15 protein-coding genes are annotated in these 21,135 nt (G+C 65.9%); 13 read left to right on the plus strand and 2 right to left on the minus strand.

All coding sequences use genetic code 11. The features are described from left to right. The first annotated feature begins 419 nt into the window (after nt 1-419). From pyrH to VM621_RS03890, 13 genes are all read left to right on the plus strand, one after another. Complete coding sequence (gene pyrH, locus VM621_RS03830; protein WP_325467670.1) at nt 420-1,142, plus strand: UMP kinase; 723 nt, start codon at nt 420-422, stop codon at nt 1,140-1,142. Nucleotides 1,143-1,245: 103 nt separating this feature from the next. Then, nucleotides 1,246-1,803 (plus strand): ribosome recycling factor, encoded by a 558-nt coding sequence (frr, locus tag VM621_RS03835; RefSeq protein WP_325467671.1) that lies wholly within the window; start codon nt 1,246-1,248, stop codon nt 1,801-1,803. Nucleotides 1,804-1,825: 22 nt separating this feature from the next. After that, the gene (gene uppS, locus VM621_RS03840) at nt 1,826-2,563 is read left to right on the plus strand and encodes a polyprenyl diphosphate synthase (protein WP_325467672.1); all 738 of its coding nucleotides are present in this window, start codon (nt 1,826-1,828) and stop codon (nt 2,561-2,563) included. Nucleotides 2,564-2,575: 12 nt separating this feature from the next. Further along, complete coding sequence (locus VM621_RS03845) at nt 2,576-3,394, plus strand: phosphatidate cytidylyltransferase (RefSeq protein WP_325467673.1); 819 nt, start codon at nt 2,576-2,578, stop codon at nt 3,392-3,394. An 8-nt stretch (nt 3,395-3,402) separates the two neighbouring features. Continuing rightward, nucleotides 3,403-4,581, plus strand: a complete 1,179-nt coding sequence (locus VM621_RS03850; RefSeq protein WP_325467694.1) for a 1-deoxy-D-xylulose-5-phosphate reductoisomerase — start codon at nt 3,403-3,405, stop codon at nt 4,579-4,581. 43 nt (nt 4,582-4,624) lie between these two features. After that, nucleotides 4,625-5,968 carry an RIP metalloprotease RseP gene (rseP, locus tag VM621_RS03855; protein WP_325467674.1) on the plus strand — a complete coding sequence of 448 codons (1,344 nt, stop codon included), beginning with the start codon at nt 4,625-4,627 and terminating at the stop codon, nt 5,966-5,968. A gap of 138 nt (nt 5,969-6,106) precedes the next feature. Beyond that, complete coding sequence (gene bamA / locus VM621_RS03860; RefSeq protein ID WP_325467675.1) at nt 6,107-8,527, plus strand: outer membrane protein assembly factor BamA; 2,421 nt, start codon at nt 6,107-6,109, stop codon at nt 8,525-8,527. 70 nt (nt 8,528-8,597) lie between these two features. Further along, nucleotides 8,598-9,626: a UDP-3-O-(3-hydroxymyristoyl)glucosamine N-acyltransferase gene (gene lpxD / locus VM621_RS03865; protein WP_414674483.1), complete on the plus strand. Its 1,029-nt coding sequence runs from the start codon at nt 8,598-8,600 to the stop codon at nt 9,624-9,626. After that, nucleotides 9,623-10,096 (plus strand): 3-hydroxyacyl-ACP dehydratase FabZ, encoded by a 474-nt coding sequence (gene fabZ / locus VM621_RS03870; RefSeq protein ID WP_325467677.1) that lies wholly within the window; start codon nt 9,623-9,625, stop codon nt 10,094-10,096. Before lpxD ends, fabZ begins: the two co-directional genes overlap by 4 nt. Beyond that, nucleotides 10,093-10,866, plus strand: coding sequence for an acyl-ACP--UDP-N-acetylglucosamine O-acyltransferase (gene lpxA / locus VM621_RS03875; protein WP_325467678.1), 774 nt, complete (start codon nt 10,093-10,095; stop codon nt 10,864-10,866). The genes fabZ and lpxA overlap by 4 nt, the downstream gene beginning before the upstream one ends. Nucleotides 10,867-10,870: 4 nt before the next feature. Next, complete coding sequence (gene lpxB / locus VM621_RS03880) at nt 10,871-12,097, plus strand: lipid-A-disaccharide synthase (protein ID WP_325467679.1); 1,227 nt, start codon at nt 10,871-10,873, stop codon at nt 12,095-12,097. Nucleotides 12,098-12,106: 9 nt separating this feature from the next. Continuing rightward, entirely contained in the window at nt 12,107-12,754 is a 648-nt protein-coding gene (gene rnhB / locus VM621_RS03885; protein WP_325467680.1) for a ribonuclease HII, read from the plus strand. 105 nt (nt 12,755-12,859) lie between these two features. Continuing rightward, a complete protein-coding gene (locus VM621_RS03890) occupies nt 12,860-13,225 on the plus strand; it encodes a hypothetical protein (protein WP_325467681.1) in 366 nt (121 codons plus the stop codon). A 49-nt stretch (nt 13,226-13,274) separates the two neighbouring features. On the opposite strand, the gene VM621_RS03895 is transcribed toward VM621_RS03890, so the two are convergent. Beyond that, entirely contained in the window at nt 13,275-16,142 is a 2,868-nt protein-coding gene (locus VM621_RS03895) for an RHS repeat-associated core domain-containing protein (protein WP_325467682.1), read from the minus strand. Further along, nucleotides 16,139-20,971 (minus strand): SpvB/TcaC N-terminal domain-containing protein, encoded by a 4,833-nt coding sequence (locus VM621_RS03900; RefSeq protein ID WP_325467683.1) that lies wholly within the window; start codon nt 20,969-20,971, stop codon nt 16,139-16,141. The genes VM621_RS03895 and VM621_RS03900 overlap by 4 nt, the downstream gene beginning before the upstream one ends. Between the last annotated feature and the right edge of the window lie 164 nt (nt 20,972-21,135).

The raw sequence follows: 21,135 nt of genomic DNA on the forward strand, positions 1-21,135 counted from the left end.
TTAGCGTAGGCGAGGGCTCCGACTGGATCAGGCCCGCAGGGGGCCGGCCAGGGATGGCCGGCCGTTTTCGCGCGACAGGAGTCGCGTCGAAAACCCCCAGTCGGAGCCCGACCCGGCCCGCAGGGCAATAAGTACACGGCCGCGGCACGCGGCCCTTCCGACGTGGGTCGCCGAAGCGGGGCCCCGAGGGTGGCACCCGCCGGCTCTTGCGACGCAACGCGAGCCGAACCAAGGCGAGGCCGAAGGCGAGCACGCTCTCAACGCGCCAGCGAAACCAAAGTCATGACTTCTTCGCTCCGTTGGCTTATCGCCGATGAATCGGCTCCCACATTTCTTTTTGAGTGGTTTTCACATAGCTGTAACAACGCCGTGCGCGTTAAACTACGCCCGTTTTGCCCCACACAAACTGGAGATTCCCCATGAGCACCCCGCTGAAGAACCGCCGCATCCTGCTCAAGCTCTCCGGTGAAGCCCTTATGGGAGCGGAGGACTACGGCATCGATCCCAAGGTGATCGGCGGACTCGCCAAGGAAATCCTCGAAGTGCGCGATGCCGGAGCGCAGATCGGCGTCGTCATCGGCGGCGGCAACATCTTCCGTGGCGCGGGGCTGGCCGCCGCCGGGATGGATCGCGTGACCGGCGACCACATGGGCATGCTCGCCACCGTCATGAACGCACTCGCCATGCAGGACGCCATCGAAAAACTCGGCGGCGAAGCGCGCACCATGAGCGCGATCAAGATCAACGAAGTCTGCGAGGACTTCATCCGTCGCCGGGCCATCCGCCACCTCGAGAAGGGCCGCGTCACCCTCTTCGCCGCCGGCATCGGCAACCCGTTCTTCACGACCGACTCCGCCGCCGCCCTGCGCGCCGTGGAAGTCGGCGCCGATCTGTTGCTCAAGGCCACCAAGGTCGACGGCATCTATTCGGCCGACCCGAAGCGCGACCCGGGCGCCACGCGCTATGACCACCTCACCTACAACCAGGTGATCGAGCGCCGCCTCGAGGTGATGGACACCGCCGCGATCGCCCTCTGCCGTGAAAACAAGCTGCCCCTGCGCATCTACGACATGACCCAGCCGGGCAACCTCATGAAGATCATGAAGGGCGAGCCGGTAGGCACCCTCGTCGACGCCGGCTGAGCTCCCCGCCTGGCCGGTTTCGGGCCCTTGGCGCGCTGCGGCACGGCCGCGGCGCCTGCGCTGCTATACTCGTTTGCTGACCTGATCCACCGGAATCCCGCTCATGATCAACGACATCAAAGCCGATGCCCAGACCCGCATGGGCAAGAGCATCGACTCGCTCAAGCATGACCTGAAGACGATCCGCACCGGCCGCGCGAATCCGACCATCCTCGACAACATCGTCGTGCCTTACTACGGCACGACGACGCCCCTGGCGCAGGTGGCCAACGTGTCCACGCCGGATGCCCGCTCGCTTTCCGTGAAGCCGTTCGACAAGGCCATGGTCGGCCCGATCGAGAAGGCCATCATGGCCTCCGACCTCGGCATCACGCCGACCACCATGGGCATGGACATCCGCCTCAACTTCCCGCCGCCGACCGAGGAGCGCCGCAAGGAACTCGCCAAGAGCGTGTCGAAGGAAGGCGAGGCCGCCAAGATCGCCATCCGCAATGTGCGTCGCGATGCCGTCCAGCACGTGGCCAAGCTGCTCAAGGACAAGGCCATCACGGAAGACGACCAGAAGCGCGCCGACACCGACATCCAGGCCCTCACCGACAAGTACGTGAAGGAAGTGGACGACGTGGTCAAGGAAAAGGAAAAGGAGCTGATGGCGCTCTGACGCGCCATCGGATCAGGCGCCCATGGCAGCGAAGCCCGACGCCCGGGTTCCCCGTCACCTGGCCATCGTCATGGACGGTAACGGCCGCTGGGCGAAGCAGCGGCTGCGCCCCCGCACGTTCGGGCACCACGCCGGCCAGAAGGCGGTCAAGGAAGCGGTCGAGTTCTGCCTGCGCCGGGGTATCGCGTCGCTCACCCTGTTCGCCTTCTCCAGCGAAAACTGGAAACGCCCGGCCACCGAGGTTTCGGCGCTGATGGAATTGTTCCTCAAGGCGCTGGACAAGGAAGTGGACGAGCTGGACGGCAACGGCGTTCGTATCCGCTTCGTCGGCGACCTCGCCGCCTTCGCCCCCGAGTTGCGCGCGCGCATGCTGGCGGCCATGGATCGTACCGCTGGCAACGCCGCCCTGAACATGAACGTCGCCGTCAATTACGGTGGCCGCTGGGACATCGCCAACGCCGCGCGCCTCGCGGCGGAAGCGATCGCCCGCGGTGAATTCGCCGCCGGCGATCTGGACGAGGCACGCCTCGCTCATTACACCTGCCTCGCCGACCAACCGCCGCTGGACCTGTTCATCCGCACCGGCGGCGAACACCGGGTCAGCAATTTCCTGCTCTGGCAGCTTGCCTACGCCGAGCTCTACTTCACCGACACCCTGTGGCCCGACGTCGACCAGGCCTGCCTCGCCGAGGCCGTCGACGACTATGCCCGCCGCGAGCGCCGCTTTGGCCGCACCGGCGAGCAGATCGCCACGGGTTAACGCCGGAAACTCATGCTCAAGCAACGCATCCTCACCGCCGCCGTCCTCATTCCGGTCGTCCTGGCGCTGATTCTCCTGCCCCCGACCGGCTTCTTCGCCGCGCTCGTCGCCATCGTCTTCGTCGGCGCCGCGTGGGAATGGAGCCAGCTCGCCGGCAGCCGCACCCCGATCGGCCGTGGCATCGTCGCCGCTATCGCCGCCGCGATGCTGCTCGCCCTGCTGCTCGTCTGGACGCCCGGCCTGCTCACCGCCCTCACCCTCGCCGGCGTGGCCTGGTGGATCGGCTGCTGCTTCTGGCTGCGCAACTTCACCTTCGCCGCCGCGCCCAATGCCGAAAACCGCATGCTCAAGCTCGGCGCGGGCGCCCTGGTCATCGTGCCGACGCTCGCCGCGGCCATGTCGATGCATTCCAGCGACCACGGCCACTGGTGGACCCTGCTCGGCCTGGTGATCGTCTGGTTCGCCGACACGGGCGCCTATTTCAGTGGTCGCTATTTCGGGCGCCGCAAGCTGGCTCCGCGCATCAGTCCAGGGAAGACCTGGGCCGGGGTCTACGGTGCGCTCGTCGCCGGCTCGGCGATCACCGTGCTCGGCGCCTACCTGATCGGCGTCCGCGGGACCACGCAGCTGCTCGGCCTGGCCGTACTCGGCCTGATCACCGTGGGCTTCGCGGTGGTCGGCGACCTGTTCGAAAGCCTGATGAAGCGCCACGCGGCCGTAAAGGACTCGGGCACCCTCTTCCCCGGTCACGGTGGCCTGCTCGACCGTCTCGACAGCGTCTTCGCCGCCCTGCCCATCTTCGCGGCCGGCAAACTGCTGCTGGGCCTGTAATCATGGCTATCCGCCAGGTCGCGGTTCTCGGCGCCACCGGTTCGATCGGTGGCAGCACGCTCGATGTCATCGCCCGCCACCCGGATCGTTTCCGCGCCAGCGTGCTCGTGGCCAACCGCGGCAGCGAGGCCCTGGCCGTCCTGTGCGAGCGCTTCCGCCCCGACCTGGCGATCATCGCCGACCCTGGCATGGAGGCCGACCTCGCCCGCCGCCTTGCGGCCTCGGGCGTTCGCTGTGACATTGCCTCGGGCGCCGACGCCGTCGCCGCCGCAGCCGCCGGCCCGCTCTGCGACACCGTGGTCGCCGCCATCGTCGGCGCCGCGGGGCTCGACTCGACCTTTGCCGCGGCGCGGGCCGGCAAGCGCCTGCTGCTGGCCAACAAGGAATCCATCGTCATGGGCGGCGCCCTCCTGCTCGAGGCCCTGCGCCAGGGCGGCGGCGACCTCATTCCGGTCGATTCCGAACACAACGCCATCTTCCAGTGCCTGCCCGGGGGACGCCCGGAGCTGGCCAGGGCCGGTGTCCGCCGCCTCGTGCTGACCGCCTCCGGCGGGCCGTTCCGGGGCCGAACGCGCGCCGATCTCGGCGCGATCACCCCCGACGAAGCCTGCGCCCACCCGAAGTGGTCGATGGGCAGGAAGATCTCGGTCGACTCGGCCACGCTGATGAACAAGGGCCTGGAAGTCATCGAGGCGCACCATCTGTTCGCCGCACCGGTCGACTGCATCGAGGTCGTCGTCCATCCTCAGAGCCTGGTGCACTCGATGGTCGACTACGTCGACGGATCGATGCTGGCCCAGCTGGGCAACCCCGACATGCGCACCGCGATTTCCTGCGCCCTGGCCTGGCCGGAGCGGATCCACGCAGGCGTCGCCCCGCTCGATCTCGCCGCCCACGCCCGCCTGGACTTCGAGACGCCCGACCTGGACACCTTCCGTTGCCTCGCCCTGGCCTTCCAGGCGCTCCGTGCGGGCGGCGACGCGACGACCATCCTGAACGCCGCCAACGAGATCGCCGTCGACGCGTTCCTTGCCGGTACGCTCCCCTTCCTGGGCATTGCCGAACTTGTCGAACGCGTTCTTGAGGAACTGCCGGCCGAACCCGTGGTCGATGTCCAGACCCTTGTAGAACGCGACGCTGCCGCCAGGCGGTCGGCGCGGAACGTGCTGCACCGCGCTTACTGCTAAACTCGCTTTACCCAACGACTTTTTTCGAGACCCTCTCTTTCCGATGAGCCCCTTCCTAGGTTCCGTGTTCTGGCTGCTGGTCACGCTCGGCGTGCTGGTGACCTTCCACGAATTCGGCCATTACTGGGTCGCGCGCCGCTGCGGCGTCCGCGTCCTGCGCTTCTCGGTCGGCTTTGGTCGCCCGCTGTGGCGGCGCGTCGCAAAGGACGGCACCGAATACCAGGTGGCCGCCATTCCGCTTGGCGGCTATGTGAAGATGCTCGATGCCCGCGAGGGCGAGGTCGACCCGGCCGAGCGCGACCAGGAATTCACCGGCAAGTCGGTCTGGCAACGGATCGCCATCGTCGCCGCCGGTCCGGCGTTCAACCTCATTTTTACCGTCGCCGCGTTCTGGGCGATGTACATGATCGGCAAGCCCGACGTGGCGCCCATCGTGAACGCGGCACCGGACACCATCGCCGCCCAGGCAGGCATCCGCCCCGGCGACCGCCTGGTCAGCATGAATGGCGAACCGGTGACCACCGGCAGCGACGCCTTCGACGTGCTCGCCAACGGCCTGCTCGGCAACGAACCGATGCCGGTGCATGTGAAGGGCACCGACGGCAGCCAGCGCGATGTGGTCCTGCCGCTGCAGAAGCTCACTGCCGAAGGCGACATCGGCAAGAAATTCACCCAGCTCGGCCTGACCCTGCAGACGACGCCCTTCGTCGGCGACGTCATGCCCGGCGACCCCGCCGCCCTGGCCGGGATTCGCTCCGGCGATCGCATCGTCAGCGTCAACGGCAAGCCGGTGGCGGACTTCGACGCCTTCACCAAGCTGGTGCCGGAGCAGGCGGCGATCTCGCCGAAGCTCGCGGTAGTCATCGAACGTGACGGCAAGACGCAGACCCTCGACATCACCGCGCGGATGAAATCCGAGCGCGGCCAGGCCGCCCGCTGGATGATCGGTATCGGTGCCCGCGCCCCGGAGACCGCGACGCTGCGCTATGGCCCCGTGCGCGCCTTCGGCGAATCGCTGCAGACCACCTGGAATGGGACCGTCTCGACCTTCAACCTGATCGGCAAGATGCTTTCCGGGCAGGCTTCGACCAAGAACCTCTCGGGCGTGATCGGTATCGCCCAGGTCGCCAACGATTCGGCCAACCGTGGCCTGGGGTGGTTCCTGAACTTCCTTGGCCTGGTGTCGCTCAGCCTGGCCATTCTCAACCTGCTGCCGATCCCGGTCTTGGACGGTGGACACCTGCTGTATTACCTTATCGAGTTGGTCAAAGGCAGCCCGGTCAGCGAACGCAGCATGATCGCCGGCCAGTACGTAGGGCTCGCCCTGCTCTTCACGCTGATGGGGCTGGCGTTCTTCAACGACATCCAGCGAATGATCGTCTCGTGACGAGGCATCCGTATTACCCCGGCTGTGGGCGCTCGCGCGCCCATGGCCAGACGACGCCGGGCATGAGCCCTGCGCGTGCTCCTATTCGGTCGCCGGCCTCGTCCGCCGGCTTCTGGTCTTAACTCAACGGAATCGACGATGAAGCGTATCGCCGCCCTGATCCTGCTCGCCTCCCTGTCCGCCAATGCGCTTGCTTTTGAGCCGTTCGTCGTCTCCGATATCCGAATCGACGGTCTCACCCGCATTGCCCAGGGCACGGTGCTGAGCTATCTGCCGATCGAGAAGGGCGAGACCCTGAGCGACGAGAAAGCCCAGGCCGCGATTCGCGCCCTGTACCAGACGAAATTCTTCAGTGACGTCGAAATCGAACGCCAGGGCGACATCCTGGTGATCAAGGTCACCGAGCGTCCGGCCATCGCCAAGCTCACCCTGCGCGGCAACAAGGACATCAAGGAAGACGACCTGCGCAAGGGCCTGAAGGAGATCGGTCTGTCCGAGGGTGAAACCTTCGACCGCCTCTCCCTCGACCGCGTCCAGCAGGAACTCATCCGCCAGTATTACAACCGCGGCAAGTACAACGTGTCGGTCATCCCGCACGTCACGCCGCTGGACCGCAACCGCGTGGCCATCGACATCGAAATCCGCGAAGGCAAGGCGGCGAAGATCAAGGAGATCAACGTCGTCGGCAACAAGGCCTTCACCGACAAGGCCATCCGCGAAGGCTTCGAATCGAATACGTCCAACTGGCTGTCCTGGTACTCCAAGGACGACCAGTACTCGCGCGAAAAGCTCTCCGGCGATCTGGAAAAGCTCAGCAATTACTACATGAACCGTGGCTACGCCGATTTCGGCGTCGACTCCACGCAGGTGGCGATCAGCCCGGACAAGCGTGCGATGTACATCGACGCCAGCGTGAAGGAAGGCGAGGTCTACACCGTCTCCGACGTCAAGCTGCTCGGTGAACTCATCCTGCCGGAAGACACCCTGCGCAAGCTGGTGTACATCCACAAGGGCGATACCTTCAACCGTGCGGCCATCGAAGCCAGCACCGACGCGATCAAGGCCATCCTCGCCAACATCGGCTACGCCTTCGCCAAGGTGACGCCGGTGCCGAAGCTGGACAAGGACAAGCGCACGGCCGACCTCACGCTCTTCATCGAGCCAGGCAAGCGCGTTTACGTGCGCCGTGTGGTCTTCCAGGGCAACACCCGTACGGAAGACGAGGTCCTCCGCCGCGAAATGCGCCAGCTCGAAGGCGCCTGGTACTCGCAGGGCGCGATCGATCGATCGAAGACCCGCCTGCAGCGCCTTGGCTACTTCAAGACCGTCGACATCGACAAGGCCCTCGTCCCGGGCACGGTCGACCAGGTCGACCTGACCGCGAAGGTGGAAGAACAGTCCGCCGGCTCGCTGATGTTCGGCGTCGGCTACTCGCAGTACTCGGGCATCATCCTGTCGGCCTCGGTCTCGCAGAACAACTTCCTCGGTACGGGCGATCGCTTCTCCGTCGGCGCGGAAACCAGTACGTATTACAAGCGCATCAACGCGAGCTACACCAATCCGTACCTCACCGATTCGGGCGTTCAGATCGGCTACAACGTCGGCTACAGCAAGCTCGATTACGGCGACACCGACCTGGCCAACTACACGTACAGCACCAAGTCCTTCCAGACGACGCTGTCGATCCCGATCTCCGACTTCGATTCGCTGTCCACCAGCCTCGGCGTCAGCTCCAACCTGATCAATACCTCGCTGTACACGCCGGGTCAGCTGGTGGCGTACCAGAACGCCGTCGGTAACAAGACGATCCATTCGTGGACCTCGAGCCTCGGCTTCACCCACGACACGCGCAACAGCTACTGGGCGCCGACCCGTGGCGGTCAGCTGACGCTGTCGGTCGATGGCGCGCTGCCCGGCTCCACCGTGCAGTACTACAAGATCTTCGGCGAAGCCAACCACTACTGGCCGATCGGCAAGGGCTTCGTGCTCTATCTGGATGGCCAGGTCGGCTACGGCAAGACCTACGGCCAGAAGTACGACAACGATGGTTACGCGTACAACCCGCAGGATCCGAACAACCCGATCAAGATCTACTCGAAGGGCGACAAGGTAGCGTTCCCGTTCTGGGAGAACTACTACGCCGGTGGTGTGCGCGACGTCCGCGGCTTCCAGGACAACACCCTGGGTCCCCGCCTCTGCGACGGCACCAGCCTGAATGCGAAGCCCGACAAGAACGGCAACTGCACCGGCTACTACAGCTACGGCCAGCCGGTCGGTGGCGCCTTCAAGACCCTCGGCACGGCGCAGATGTTCCTGCCGCTGCCGTTCCTGAAGGATATCAACACCGCCCGCGTGTCCTGGTTCGTCGACGTCGGCAACGTCTACTCGTCCTACTCGACGTTCAAGGCCAGCGAATTGCGCGCTTCGACCGGTCTGTCGCTGCAGTGGCAGGCGCCGATCGGCCCGCTGATCATCAACTTCGCGGTGCCGTTCCGTAAGCAGTCCGACGACGGCCGGTTCGTCGAGCGTATCCAGTTCACGTTCGGCAGCCAGCTGTAAGGCCTGCGAGAAGCTAGAATCGAGGGGTGGTGCGGCTCCGGCCCACCACCCCTTTTTTATGGAGTGCTCCGTGAGCGGAAATCCGCAGTACACCCTGGCCGAGCTGGCCGAACGCTTCGGCCTCGAAGCGCATGGCGATCCCGCCACGGTCGTCGACGGCGTCGGCACGCTGTCGGCTGCCACGGCCTCCCAGTTCACCTTCCTGTCGAATCCGAAGTACACCTCGCAGCTGACCGAATCGCAGGCTGGCATCGTTGTCCTGGCCGCGGAGGCGCTGCCCTTGCGCAAGGGCGCCGCCCTCGTCGCCAAGGACCCGTACGTCGCGTACGCGAAAATCGCCGCGCTCTTCGAGCGCGTCGCCGCCGCGCCGCGTGGCATCCATGCCAGCGCCGTGGTCTCGCCTTCCGCCCGCGTGCACCCCACGGCAAGCGTCGGGCCCTGCTGTGTCGTCGACGAAGGGGCCGTGATCGAGGAAGGCGCCATCCTTGGGCCGCACTGCGCGATCGGACCGGGCTGCGTCGTCGGTGCGAACTCGCGCCTGGTCGGCCGGGTGACCCTGGTGATCCGCGTGACCCTGGGCAAGCGCGTCCTGGTCCATCCGGGCGCGGTCATCGGCTCGGACGGCTTCGGCCTCGCCTTCGACCGCGATCACTGGGTCAAGCTCCCCCAGCTGGGGGGCGTTCGCATCGGCGACGATTGCGAGATTGGCGCCAACACCACCATCGATCGTGGTGCACTCGACGATACCGTGCTCGAGGAGGATGTCCGCCTGGACAACCAGATCCAGATCGCGCACAACGTGCATATCGGCGCCCATACGGCGATGGCGGGCTGTTCCGCGGTCGCCGGAAGCGCGAAAATCGGCCGTTACTGCCTGATCGGCGGCAACGCCGGTGTCCTCGGCCACCTCGAACTGGCCGACCGGGTTACCATCACCGCGAAAAGCCTGGTCACCGCATCGATCAGGGAGCCGGGCGAATACTCATCCGGCACACCGTTGCAGGAAAACCGCCAGTGGCGGCGCAATGCGGCGCGCTTCAAACATCTCGACGAGTACGCGCGCCGCCTATCGGCGCTGGAAAAGGATAAAGGGCAATGACCGATACGAACGCTGCCGTGACGCTTCCGGTGGATGTAGAGCATATCCAGCGGCTGCTCCCGCACCGTTACCCGTTCCTGCTGGTCGACCGGGTGATCGAACTCGTTCCGGGCAAGAGCATCGCAGCGATCAAGAACGTCACGATCAACGAGCCGTTCTTCCAGGGCCACTTCCCCGGGCATCCGGTGATGCCGGGCGTGTTGATCGTCGAAGCCATGGCCCAGACCGCCGGCCTGCTCACCCAGCTCACCAGCCAGATCGAAGGCCAGGGCGGCAGCCCGCTGTTCTACCTGGTCAAGGTCGACAACGCCCGTTTCACCGCCGTCGTCGCGCCGGGCGACCAGTTGCGCCTGGAGGTATCGCTCAAGCGCCTCCTGCGCGGCATGGGCCTGTTCGAGGCACGGGCCCTGGTGGACGGCAAGACCGTGGCCTGCTGCGAATTGATGTGCGCCGCGAGGAACGATAAATGATTCATCCCACCGCGCAGATCGATCCGTCCGCGCGCCTCGCGGATAACGTCAGCGTTGGCGCCTTCAGCGTCATCGGCGCGGATGTCGTCATCGGCGAGGGCACGACTGTCGGTCCGCACGTGGTGATCGAAGGACCGACCGTCATCGGCCGCGACAACCGCATCTCCCAGTTCGCCTCCATCGGTGGACCGCCGCAGGACAAGAAGTGGCAGGGTGAGCGCACCGAAGTCGTCATCGGCGATCGCAACCTCATCCGCGAATTCGTCACGATCAATCGCGGGACCGGCGACGGCGGCGGTATCACACGGATCGGCAACGACAACTGGCTGCTCGCCTACGTGCACATCGCGCATGACTGCCAGGTCGGCAACCACGTGGTCTTCTCCAACTACTCGGCGCTTGCCGGGCATGCCGAGATCGGCGACTGGACGATCCTGTCGGGCTATTCCGGCGTGCACCAGTTCTGCAAGGTCGGCGCCCACGCCTTCATCGGCATGGGCTGCCTGGTCGGTTCCGACGTGCCGCCTTTCGTGATGATGGCCAACGAAACACGCGGACGTCCGCGCGGCATCAACAGCGAGGGCCTCAAGCGGCGCGGCTTCGATACCGCGCGCATAGCCGCCATCAAGCGCGCTTACCGCACGCTGTACATGGCCGGCCTCCCGCTTGCCGAGGCCCGCGAACAACTGCTCGCCCAGGCCGAAACCAGCGAGGACGTGCGTCACATGCTCGAGTTCCTCGACCGCAGCGAGCGCTCGCTCGCCCGCTGACGTCATGCAGCCGACGACGCCCGCTCCGACCTCGCCCACGATCGCCCTGATCGCAGGCGAGGACTCCGGCGACCAACTCGGCGCGGACCTCATCGAGGCCCTGCGCCAACGCTTTCCCGACGCGCGCTTCGTCGGCATCGGCGGTCCCCGCATGATGGCCCGGGGTTTCGCCTCCTGGTACGACATACGCGAGCTGTCCGTCATGGGCTTTGCCGAGGTCGTCAAACACCTCCCGCGCCTGCTTCGGCTGCGCAGGGGCCTGCTCGACAAGCTGATGGCCACGCGCCCGGATATCACTGTCGGCATCGACGCACCCGACTTCAACCTCGGGGTCGAGCGCAAGCTCAAGACCGCCGGCTTGCGCACGGTCCATTACGTCAGCCCCTCGGTCTGGGCCTGGCGCGAGAAGCGTGCGGAGAAGATCGGCCAGTCCGCCGATCGCGTCCTCTGCCTCTTCCCGATGGAACCGCCGATCTATGCGAAGCATGGCATCGACGCACGTTTCGTCGGCCATCCGCTCGCCGACCGCTTTCCGATGGTGTCCGACCGGGCGACGCCGCGCGACACGCTCGGCCTGCCCCACGACGCACCCGTGCTGGCCGTACTGCCCGGTAGCCGCCCGAGCGAGATCGATCGGATCGGCGCGATCTTCATTGCCGCGGCCAAGCGGGTGGCGGCCGCCATGCCCGCGCTGCGCATCGTCGTCCCCGCCGCGAACGAGCGCGTCCATGCGCGCCTGAAGATCTTGCTGGCGGATTTTCCCGGGCTGCCGCCGCTGCTTACCGACGGTCATGCCCATGAAGTGATGCTCGCCGCCGATGTGGTCTTGTTGGCCTCGGGCACGGCCACGCTCGAGGCGATGCTGGCGAAGCGCCCGATGGTGGTCGGCTACCGCGTGTCGCCGACCAGCTATCGTATTGCCAAGGCGCTGCGAATGCTCAAGACCGATGTGTACAGCCTGCCCAATATCCTCGCCCGCGCCTGTGGCCTCGGCCGTCGCTTGCTGGTGCCGGAATTCATGCAGGACGACTGCACGGCGGAGAACCTGGCCGATGCCACCCTGGCGCTGCTCGGCGACAGCGAGCGTCGCGGTGCCGTGGTGGCCGCGTTCGAATACCTGCACCAGGAGCTTCGCGGCGGCCTCGAGGGCCGGGCAGCCGACCATGCCGCCGAGGCCATCGCCGACCTGATCGCCGCCCCCGCCTTGCCGGGCGACGGGCGGCCGGCCTAGGCCGCGCCCATGCCTCGCAAGCGGAATGTCAGCAGCCAGCTCGGCCGCGACCTGATCGTCGCCGGCGTGGACGAGGCCGGCCGCGGTCCACTTGCCGGTCCCGTCGTCATCGCCGCGGTGATCCTCGATCCGGGCCGCCCCATCCGTGGCCTCAACGATTCCAAACAGCTCGCCGAAGATGTTCGCGAGAAGCTCTACGGCCGCATCGTCGAGCGGGCACTGGCCTGGTCGGTCATCTTCGTCGAGCGCGAGGAGATCGACCGGATCAACATTTTCCAGGCGACGATGGTCGGCATGACCCGCTCGCTGATGAGCCTCTCCCTGGCGCCACAGATGGCCCTCATCGACGGCAACCGGCTGCCGCGCACCCTGCCCTGCGAAGCCCGCGCGGTGATCGGCGGCGACGCCACCGAGCCGGCGATCAGCGCCGCCTCCATCCTGGCCAAGGTCAGCCGCGACCGCCACATGCATGCCCTCGACGCCGAGCATCCCGGTTACGGGTTCGCGAAACACAAGGGTTATGGCGTTCCGGAGCATCTGGAGGCCCTGGGTCGCCTCGGCCCCTGCGCGGCTCACCGGCGAAGTTTTGCGCCCGTCAAACGGTGGTTCGAGCCCGAAGCCGGGCCGATGGGCGACCTGTTCGCCGCGGCCGTCTGAACGCCTGAGTAAATCCGGCCTAAAGTCGGAATTGAACCTGCCGATACGAAGGTTACGCGCCCTCCCGTAGTGCGAGCCTTTCCCTATCGACGACAGGTAACACCCATGAAGAAGATCGCCATCGCCGCCGCGCTGTTCCTCGCTGCTCCGTTGTCCGCCCAGGCCGCCTGCGCCGCCAAGGACTTCACCATCGACGGCTTCGCCGTGAAGGTGCAGCAGGGCTCGGGCCAGCCGCGTTTCAGCATGAAGGGCAATCTCGTCAACAAATGCCCCGAAGCCGCCGCCGCGCAGATCCGCATCGACGCCAAGGATTCGAGCGGTAAGGTCATCGCGAGCAAGCAGGGCTGGCCGGCCGGCACCTCCAACATCGAACCGGGCAAGAGCGTCGATTTCGACCTCGGCCGCCTGTTCCGCTACTCGGCGGACATGTCCGACTACACGGTCGTGGTGACGGACGTGAAGGCCTGGTAAGTCGCCTCCGGGGCGTCGCCGTCCGCGGCGACGCCCTTACGTACGGCGACTAATGTCCGGCGGCCTCATGGTGCTTCGCTCCCAGCGTCCACCACTTGGTCGGCCATCCGTTACCGCGCTCTGTGTACACGGGCACGGTTGGCGGTATCAAAGACGTGCAGTTGTAGCAGGCAACGAAGTCTGTGGGCTCTGTGATGTTCTTATCGAGCTTCTGCGTGTAGATCGTGTAGTCACCGGGACCCAACCCGGCGTGGCGCGCGTGGTTGTAAGCCTGCACTTCCGCGTGCATGCCCGGAACGCCGTTGCGCGCGTTCATCGCGCCGCTCAGCTGGGTGGTTCGATCGATATGCCCCCGCAGCGTGAACCGGATGTCCTCGTGCAGGGGATTGGGTGCTTCGCGAGCACGTGCACTGCTTATGATTTTCATGGCGGCGTAGTGCGCGCCTGCCCCCTCGTAGGCCCGGGAGATCGAATCCACGAGCGCGTCGGTCGTGGTGGCCTTGAACTGGATGTTGCCCAGGAGTTCGACGCCTTCGAACGTGTTCTTCTTTGCCAGCGAGGCCGGCAAGTTGACAAAGCCGGCATGCAAGGTCTTCGTCGCGTGGACGTAGTAACCCGCATGCGCCGTGAGTTTGTTGAGTTCGGCCTTCCTTGGTCCTTTGGCCTCATGCTTGTTGTCGGTAGCTTGCTGGATGATTTCCCGCGTGATCGCCGAGAAGCTGGCCCAGCCCCCAAAGGCACCCACGCCTGTTCGATACACGGGATTGACGTTGCGGTTGAGATCCAAAGGCGCCAGGTCCCGCGGATCAGCCCGGAGCCTCTTCCGGATATCCCGCTGTATCTGCAGCTCCAACGGCACCAGCCTTTCCAAAGGTGCCGCCAGATCGAGAGCATCCAGCAAGTTGCGGTCCTCCCCGACGGTGCCATCGGCATCGAACAGGGTGACCGGTCGATTTGCCACCATCGAAAAGCGGTTGAGTCCGTCGATATCCCCGGCCGGATCGGGACTGATCCAGCGGCACAACCATGGCGCGTAGTAGCGGTAACCGTAGTAATACAGCCCGCTGGCGTCACGCTCCTTGCCCGAGTAACGGGTTGTCTTCCGGCTCGCCTCGATCTCGCTGCGCGCCGCCCACCACGCCGTGCCACCGAAAGGGTAATACCCTTCGTGGCTGATCACCTCGGCAGCCACGTCCAGCTCCAAGGAGCTCGAACCCAGGTGGTCGTCGATGCTGTAGCGCCATTGCGGCGGCGGTAGCGCTGCGCCCCCGTTCGCTTGCCAGTGCAGCCAACGCAGCGCGCCACGGCCGGCCGCAAGGCTCGCTACCTCCCACACCTCGCCCGTCGCCGTGTTCCGGTGCAGTTCCAGACCCGGCAGGTAGCGCACTTCGTCCACGTGGGTCACCGCCCGTGCCTGTACCGTGCGTACCTTCCGCTGGCGCATGCCACCGCCACCGTACACATAGGTTTCCTCATCGTTCGCCGCCGCACGCACCACCTGGGTCACACGTTGCAACTGGTCGCGTGCGTTCCAGTGCATCGTCGGACCATCCAATAGCTGCTGGTTGCCGTTGGCGTCGAAGCCCCCGACGAAGTCCGGCGGTGGCGCCCCCGCCGGCTGGTACAGGCTGCGATTGCTGCGGGCGGCCACCGCCATCGTCCGCGTGTACTGCGTCTGGTCGCTGCCCGTATGGCTGAGCGTGCGCAGGTTGCCGGCGGCGTCGTACAAGTAGGTTTGCGTGTACATGCGCCGCCGGCTGCCATCGCCGCCACCGGGCAGGACCAACCCCGGCAGGGCCGGGCCGATCGCCGCCTGCACGCTCTCCCGGCCGGTCGCCGCGATCAGCCGGTACAACGTGTCATAGCTGTAGTTGCTCACCGGGTCGACCTGCGCGCCATCGAACCAGGCGGTCGGTTGGGCACGGTCTTCGATCCGCGTGATGTTACCGACCGGGTCGCAGGTGTAATCGATGTCCTGCAGCAGCTTTCCCGTCCGTGCCACCTGCCGTTGCTGCAGGCGCCCGTCCACCGCCGACCAGGTGCTGCGGGTTTCCACACCGTTACCGGCCGTCTCGCTGATCGCCCGGCCGAACGCGTCGTACGCCATCGCGGACACCACGGTCACGGCCGTCGCCCCGGACGGCTGGAAGTCCACCTGCAAGGGGCTCCCCGCCACATCGACGGACCCGCGCCGCGTATGGCCGGCGGCGTCGATCTGTCGCCACGCGGCGCCTTGCGCGTCGTAGAGCCAGGCGGTCGTATAGCTCACCGTCGCGCCCTGCGCGTCGGTTTCCAGCAGCGCATCGCGATCGGCGAGGACGACCGGCCAGTCCGGTGCGGTCAACGCGGCAAGGAAGCGCTGCGTCACCGCCAGCGCCCCGCCGGACAACCCATAGGCGCCGACATCGCGGCTGCCGGCCGGGTCGTCGTGGCGGACCATCCGGCCGCAGCGGTTGGTCGCACCCTCATCCTTGGCACCGTAGGTAAATCGCTCCACGCAAGACGGCGCTTCGGCAGACAGCTGTTCGACCGTGCTCAGCGGACGCTGTTGCTCGTCATAATCGGTCCGCCGATGCGTGCCTCGTCCATCCCAACCTTCACGGACCTGCCCCGCATCGTCGAACAGCGCAATGCGCCAGCCCGCGTCCACGCTCGTCGCGCGCAGCGATTGGCCCGATAGCCCATGCCGCGTCGACTGGTTCGGCTCGCCTGCCTCCCCGCCATCCGCCCACAGGCGCGCGTCCCACTGTGCGCACAAGCGACCTCGCGCATCGTACGACTGGCGATCGACGTGCGCTTCGACCGTGTCGCCCTGCTGCCGGCGGTGATACGCCACCGTCCGCACCGGCAGGCCACGCGGATCGGTCACCGTGAGGGTCGGCGTACGCGCGTGCAACGAGGACAGGTGAGTCGTCATGTCGTCGCCATCTCGAGTGCCGTGTCGTTCTCGTCTTCCGCGACCACGTACCAGGGATAGTAGGTCCAGCGTTTCATGTACCACCTCACTATCCATGTGGCGGCAGCCGGGCGAGGCCCGCGCTTTAAGCTTCGCCGCGGCGAATCCTCCACGCGTTCCTCGCGCGGCGTGACGATCCGGAGAGGGCGCCCGAGCGGGTCGTAGAAGTATCGGTCGCAATAGCCGAACTGGCGGAACGACTCGTCCCGGATGTGCTCGTGCGTATTGGCGAAGTAAGGGCGATAGACGCGCACCGCCAGCCCCTTATTGTTGTACTCGACGCGCTCGGTCACCCGCCAACGGGTCGAGGTGATGTCGCGCGACGGCTGCCCCTGCTCATCGAGCACCAGGACGCCGTTCTCCACGACGTACGCTTCACCGTCCGGTACTTTCTGCTTGGCTTGCAGCACGCGACCGAAGCCGTCGTAAGCGCTCACCGCGATACGAATCTGCCGGTCGGGATCCGACGGATAGCGATCCGCGTACAGCGTGGCGCTGTGCACCGGTTGACGCGGCGACGCGAGAAGATCCCGGCGCACATCGTCCGGCAATCCGACGAAACGCGCCGGATCGGCCAGGCGCCAGCGCCCGACCGCGCGCAGGAAGCGTACCGTCTGTCCCTGTATGGACCAGAGCATCTCGCCCACGAGACCCGGCGGCACACGGGCCACCAATGCCGGATCCACCCGCATGCCACTGAATGCGTCATGGAAGAACGCCTGGGCGACACCCTGAAGTGCGCCATCGGGGTTTCCGATAGCCTCGTCCGGCAACGTGTAAGTGCGGACGAAACGGTCGATGTGCGCAAAGCCGACGGCTTTGGGCAGTCCCACCACACCACCGGCACCGATCTCGGCTTCCGTGCCCCAGAACGTACTGGCGACGACGCGCCCCAGTCCGTCGTAGCACGCTTCCTGCGAGTTCTGGTTGGGATCGTCGATGCGTGACGGCGCCAGGAACCGGTAGTCCACGGCCACCACCTGGGTCTTGCACCCGTCCGGCGCGGTCACGGCACGTGTCACGCAATAGTCGGTGTCGTACTCGAAGGTAGATTCGCCGGCGCCACGCACCGGCTTTAAGGCCGTCATTCGATAGAACCCGGACAGCCCGGCAAAGGTGGCAAAGCCGCGTTGGATCGCCCAAAGGTCCGGCGGCGAAGGGACCGGACTCGCCCCGGTAACGGGATCCCAGTGACCTATCGCCACGTAACCGGCATCGCCTAGCTTTTCGGCTATCTGGGCGGGCGTGGCCCCGAGTTTGCTCACGGTCTCGCCAGGCGGAATATAGGCCTGCAACGCCTGCTCGTCGAGTTCGGCACTCTCGGTGAACGCCGGCAACGCCTTGAAATCCGCGGCATCGTCAGCGCAGTCCTGGTAACGCAACAGCGCCTGCCCGGTAAGGATGCGCTTGCTTGCATGCGTGACGAACAACGACGACGCGCCGCGCAAGGCCTCGTAGCCGAGATCTTGCGGTGTCACGGCATCGTCTGTCCGGTGCAGGGACCATGCATGGCCACGGCTCCGACACGGTAGGTGCAGTCGCCAGTAGTCAGGGCCGAGGCCGCCATCGAGATGGATCGCCGCGCTGAGCGACTCACTCAGGTAATAGTGCTCTTGCGCCGTATCGTGCGCGTCGTTCCACCAACGCACGAAGTGTCCATGGTCTTCGCTTCCGTCATCGACAAAGGGCGGACTGGCATCCGCGCGACGGGCATAGACGATGCTCGCCGATTGCATGGCGTGGCCATGCCGGTCCCAGCGCAGGCCGAACGCGTGTTCGCAGCGTGGATCGCCCTGTTGCTCGTCGTAGTTGAACGCTCGCCGTTCGACCACGAGCGGAAGCAGGCGTGCGTGACGCTGACTTGTCGTACGCGGCGACAGGCGCCGTAACAGATACCGCGTTTCGGTAACGGAATACGGTGTCTGCGGCAACTCGGCCGGGGAAACGGCCACCCGCCATACTTCGCTGCGCCAGCTCATCCCGGCCAGCGCGCGTCCGGCATCGCGCTCCGTATCGGCGTGCAGGCCGGCATCGTCGTCCCACCGCGCCACGAGTCCATCCACGCCTGTCGCGGAGACCGTCGTGCTGCGTAACGTCGGCCCGAGGGGATGTTGCTGCGCATACGGGTCGCCGGCATACGTTCCGTCACGTTCCGGGTCCAGCGCCGCGCCCACGTGGAACCATGTGCGGGTCTGCACCGGCGCGATGAACCCCTCATCCGGCGTATCGCCGTCGGCCGGCGACTCGGTATCGGTCTGGCACAACCTGGCGAATCCGCGAAACTCCCGCTCGACGCCATCGTAGTACCCACCGCGATACTGGAACGACTGGGTCAGACGATTGCCGGTGATCTGGTCGATCTGTGTCTGCCGCGCGACGACGTGGACGGGGAACGGCAAGCGACATACGGCCGATGGCGGATCGGTGTATTCCTGCTTTTCATCGAGCCATTCCTGTGCGGAAGACCGGTACTCGACGCTGCCTTCCACGCCCATGTTGTTGTCTGTGCGACACAGAAGATAGGGCTTCGCCCCGTCGACGAAATCGCAGCGCCAGTGCACCGGTCGCAGGCCGGCCGGATCATCGCTTTCCAGCGCCGTACGCTGGACGGTGGCGACGAGGCTTGAGCATCCCAGGCCTTGAAGATCCGCAACGCTCAGTTCGGTGATGGCGTCGTATGACATCGCCTTGGGCAAGGTAAGCACGACACCGGGCGCAAAGCCGTGACCACTCTGGTTCATGAAAACCTGAACCGTGCGTCCCTGGAAATAAAGCAAATCGGTGGCGCCCGAACCGTCGAGATCGGCGAGTCGCACATGCGCCGGGTTGAAGCTCTCGCGTGCGAAGGGCAGATCCGCCAGCTTGATACGTGCGCCGAAGCGCCCTCGGCCGAGGTTGGGAAAGCAGCTGATTTCATCGTGTCGAACACGCAGTAGGTGCTGTTGGCCGCTACCGAGGACATCGCTGAAGGCAACCACTTCGAAACGACCGTCGCCCAGCACGGGGAGCGCGTTGGCCTCGGCATGTGCCACCGTGACCGGATCGCTGAACCCACGGTGCGACGGCTCGCCGGCATCGGCACGCAGGTTGCCGTAGAGACGAACGCTGCGTGTGCCGATTAGGACGAGATCGGAGAGACCCGCGCCCACCAGATCGGCCAGTTGTGCCTGCGGATGGAAGAACTCGGAAGGAAAGGCCGCATAGGGCGTGAACCGCCCCCATGCCTGGGAGGGATCGAGGCTGAAGAAACCGGCCATGCCCGGCTGCGCGACCACCCAGTCGAGGCGTCCGTCACCCGTCAGGTCGGTCAGGAACTGGCGCGTCGGTGAACGCAGATCCACCGTCGGTACCTGACCCAGCGACTGCCAGGGCGCGTAGGCGATATCGTCGCGCCCGCTGCCCGCCTGCACCTTGCGTATGGGCCGCCGATACCACCATCCGCTCTCGTCACGGCTCAACACGCCGGGGATGCCCTCGCCGAACAGGTCCACCATCTGGTATTGCCTGCCATCGTTCAGTCCGGGAAAGCGCATTCCGGCATCGGGCGAATCCGGCTCGAAGGGCACGAACGGGACGAATGGCGCTTCCTGGTTCATCGCAGGCAAGGCGAACCGGTGGTAGTCGAAATCCCGCGGCGGACCGTATTCCGGCCCGGCCTCGCCATAGCCGATGTCGTGGACAGCGACCAGTTGCGAGCCGGTGGTTTGCGCGTCGTATTCGAACAGGGTGCGCCGGACGAGGACGGGTTCGCCGCCCAGTTCGGGGAACGCGTGGAACATCAGTACCTGGCGGCAGAGCCGCAAGGTACGCACTTCGAAGCCATAGCGGTAATGCGCCACCGGATCCGGGCGCAACGGCCAGTCCGTGCCGACGGGAACGTCGTAAGCAGGCGTCGCGGCAAGCGCGGTGTCGCGCGCGCCGTAGTCGAAGATGAGATCGAAGTGCCACTTCCGTGTGCCGGGGTCCGGCTGCAACAGGAACGGCACCAGCACCGCCTTTGCGTCGTTATCGGACACCGGGGCGTGGTTGCCGAAACGTACCCGTCGCAGGTACCGCCTGCATTGGCGGTCGCGATTGCGCCAGCCACTCGGCAGCGCGTCGTCGTCCAAGCCCGCACCATCCTCGGCCTGATATTCGTAGTACACGTGCTCGCCATTGGCAGCCACCGACTCTTCCAGCAACCATTCGGCGACCCAGCGGACCTGTGAGCCGCCTTCCACGTGCACGTGCTCCGTACGCGAGGTCCTGCCATACAGATGAAGCGTTCCGTCGCCGGCATGGACGAGCCAGAAGGCGGTATCGTCATCGATTCCGCCGACCCAGCGCTCATAGCGCGTGCCACTACCCGCCACGCGCGCGACGTACCGGTCCACGTGGTAGTCGCCACCCAGGTCCATGCCCCGAAAGGTTCGCGTCTCCCTTCCAACCGGATTGCCGGCGGCGTCCAGTTCGAGCAGCAGGAGGTCGCCGTCGGGTGTCACGTACTCCTGCGCGATCGCCCGGCCCTGCGCGTCCTTGCCATACTGCGGCACCCCGTGGCTGCTTCGTACGCTTATCGCAGGGAGGGACAAGCTCCAGCCCTGGCCGAAGTCCGTGCGGCCGCCGAGACTGCTGTAGGACAGTGCAAGCGCGGGCGCGAATCCACGCCCTGGCGAGATCGGCAGCGGTATACCCAGCGACGACGCCCCGGACGTGCCGACCGCACCCCATCCATGGCCAATGCTCTGGATTGCCCCGCCGCCTTTCGGTAGCGAGGGAGGGGTGACTTCCATGTCCGCTGTGCCGTTCATGCGTTGCCCGGCACTTTCGGCAGAGGCGTTCCCGTGTCATTCCTTGACATGGTTGTTCCTTGAGGATGACGTTGATCCCGCTTTCCGTCGGAGCGGCGTTGAAACTCAAAGCGAGTTCACTCCCGCCGAATGCGTTTGTCTACACCACTAACGTTGTAGGCGCC

Origin of the sequence: Luteibacter sp., from assembly GCF_035539195.1 — a bacterium.
GTDB lineage: Bacteria > Pseudomonadota > Gammaproteobacteria > Xanthomonadales > Rhodanobacteraceae > Luteibacter.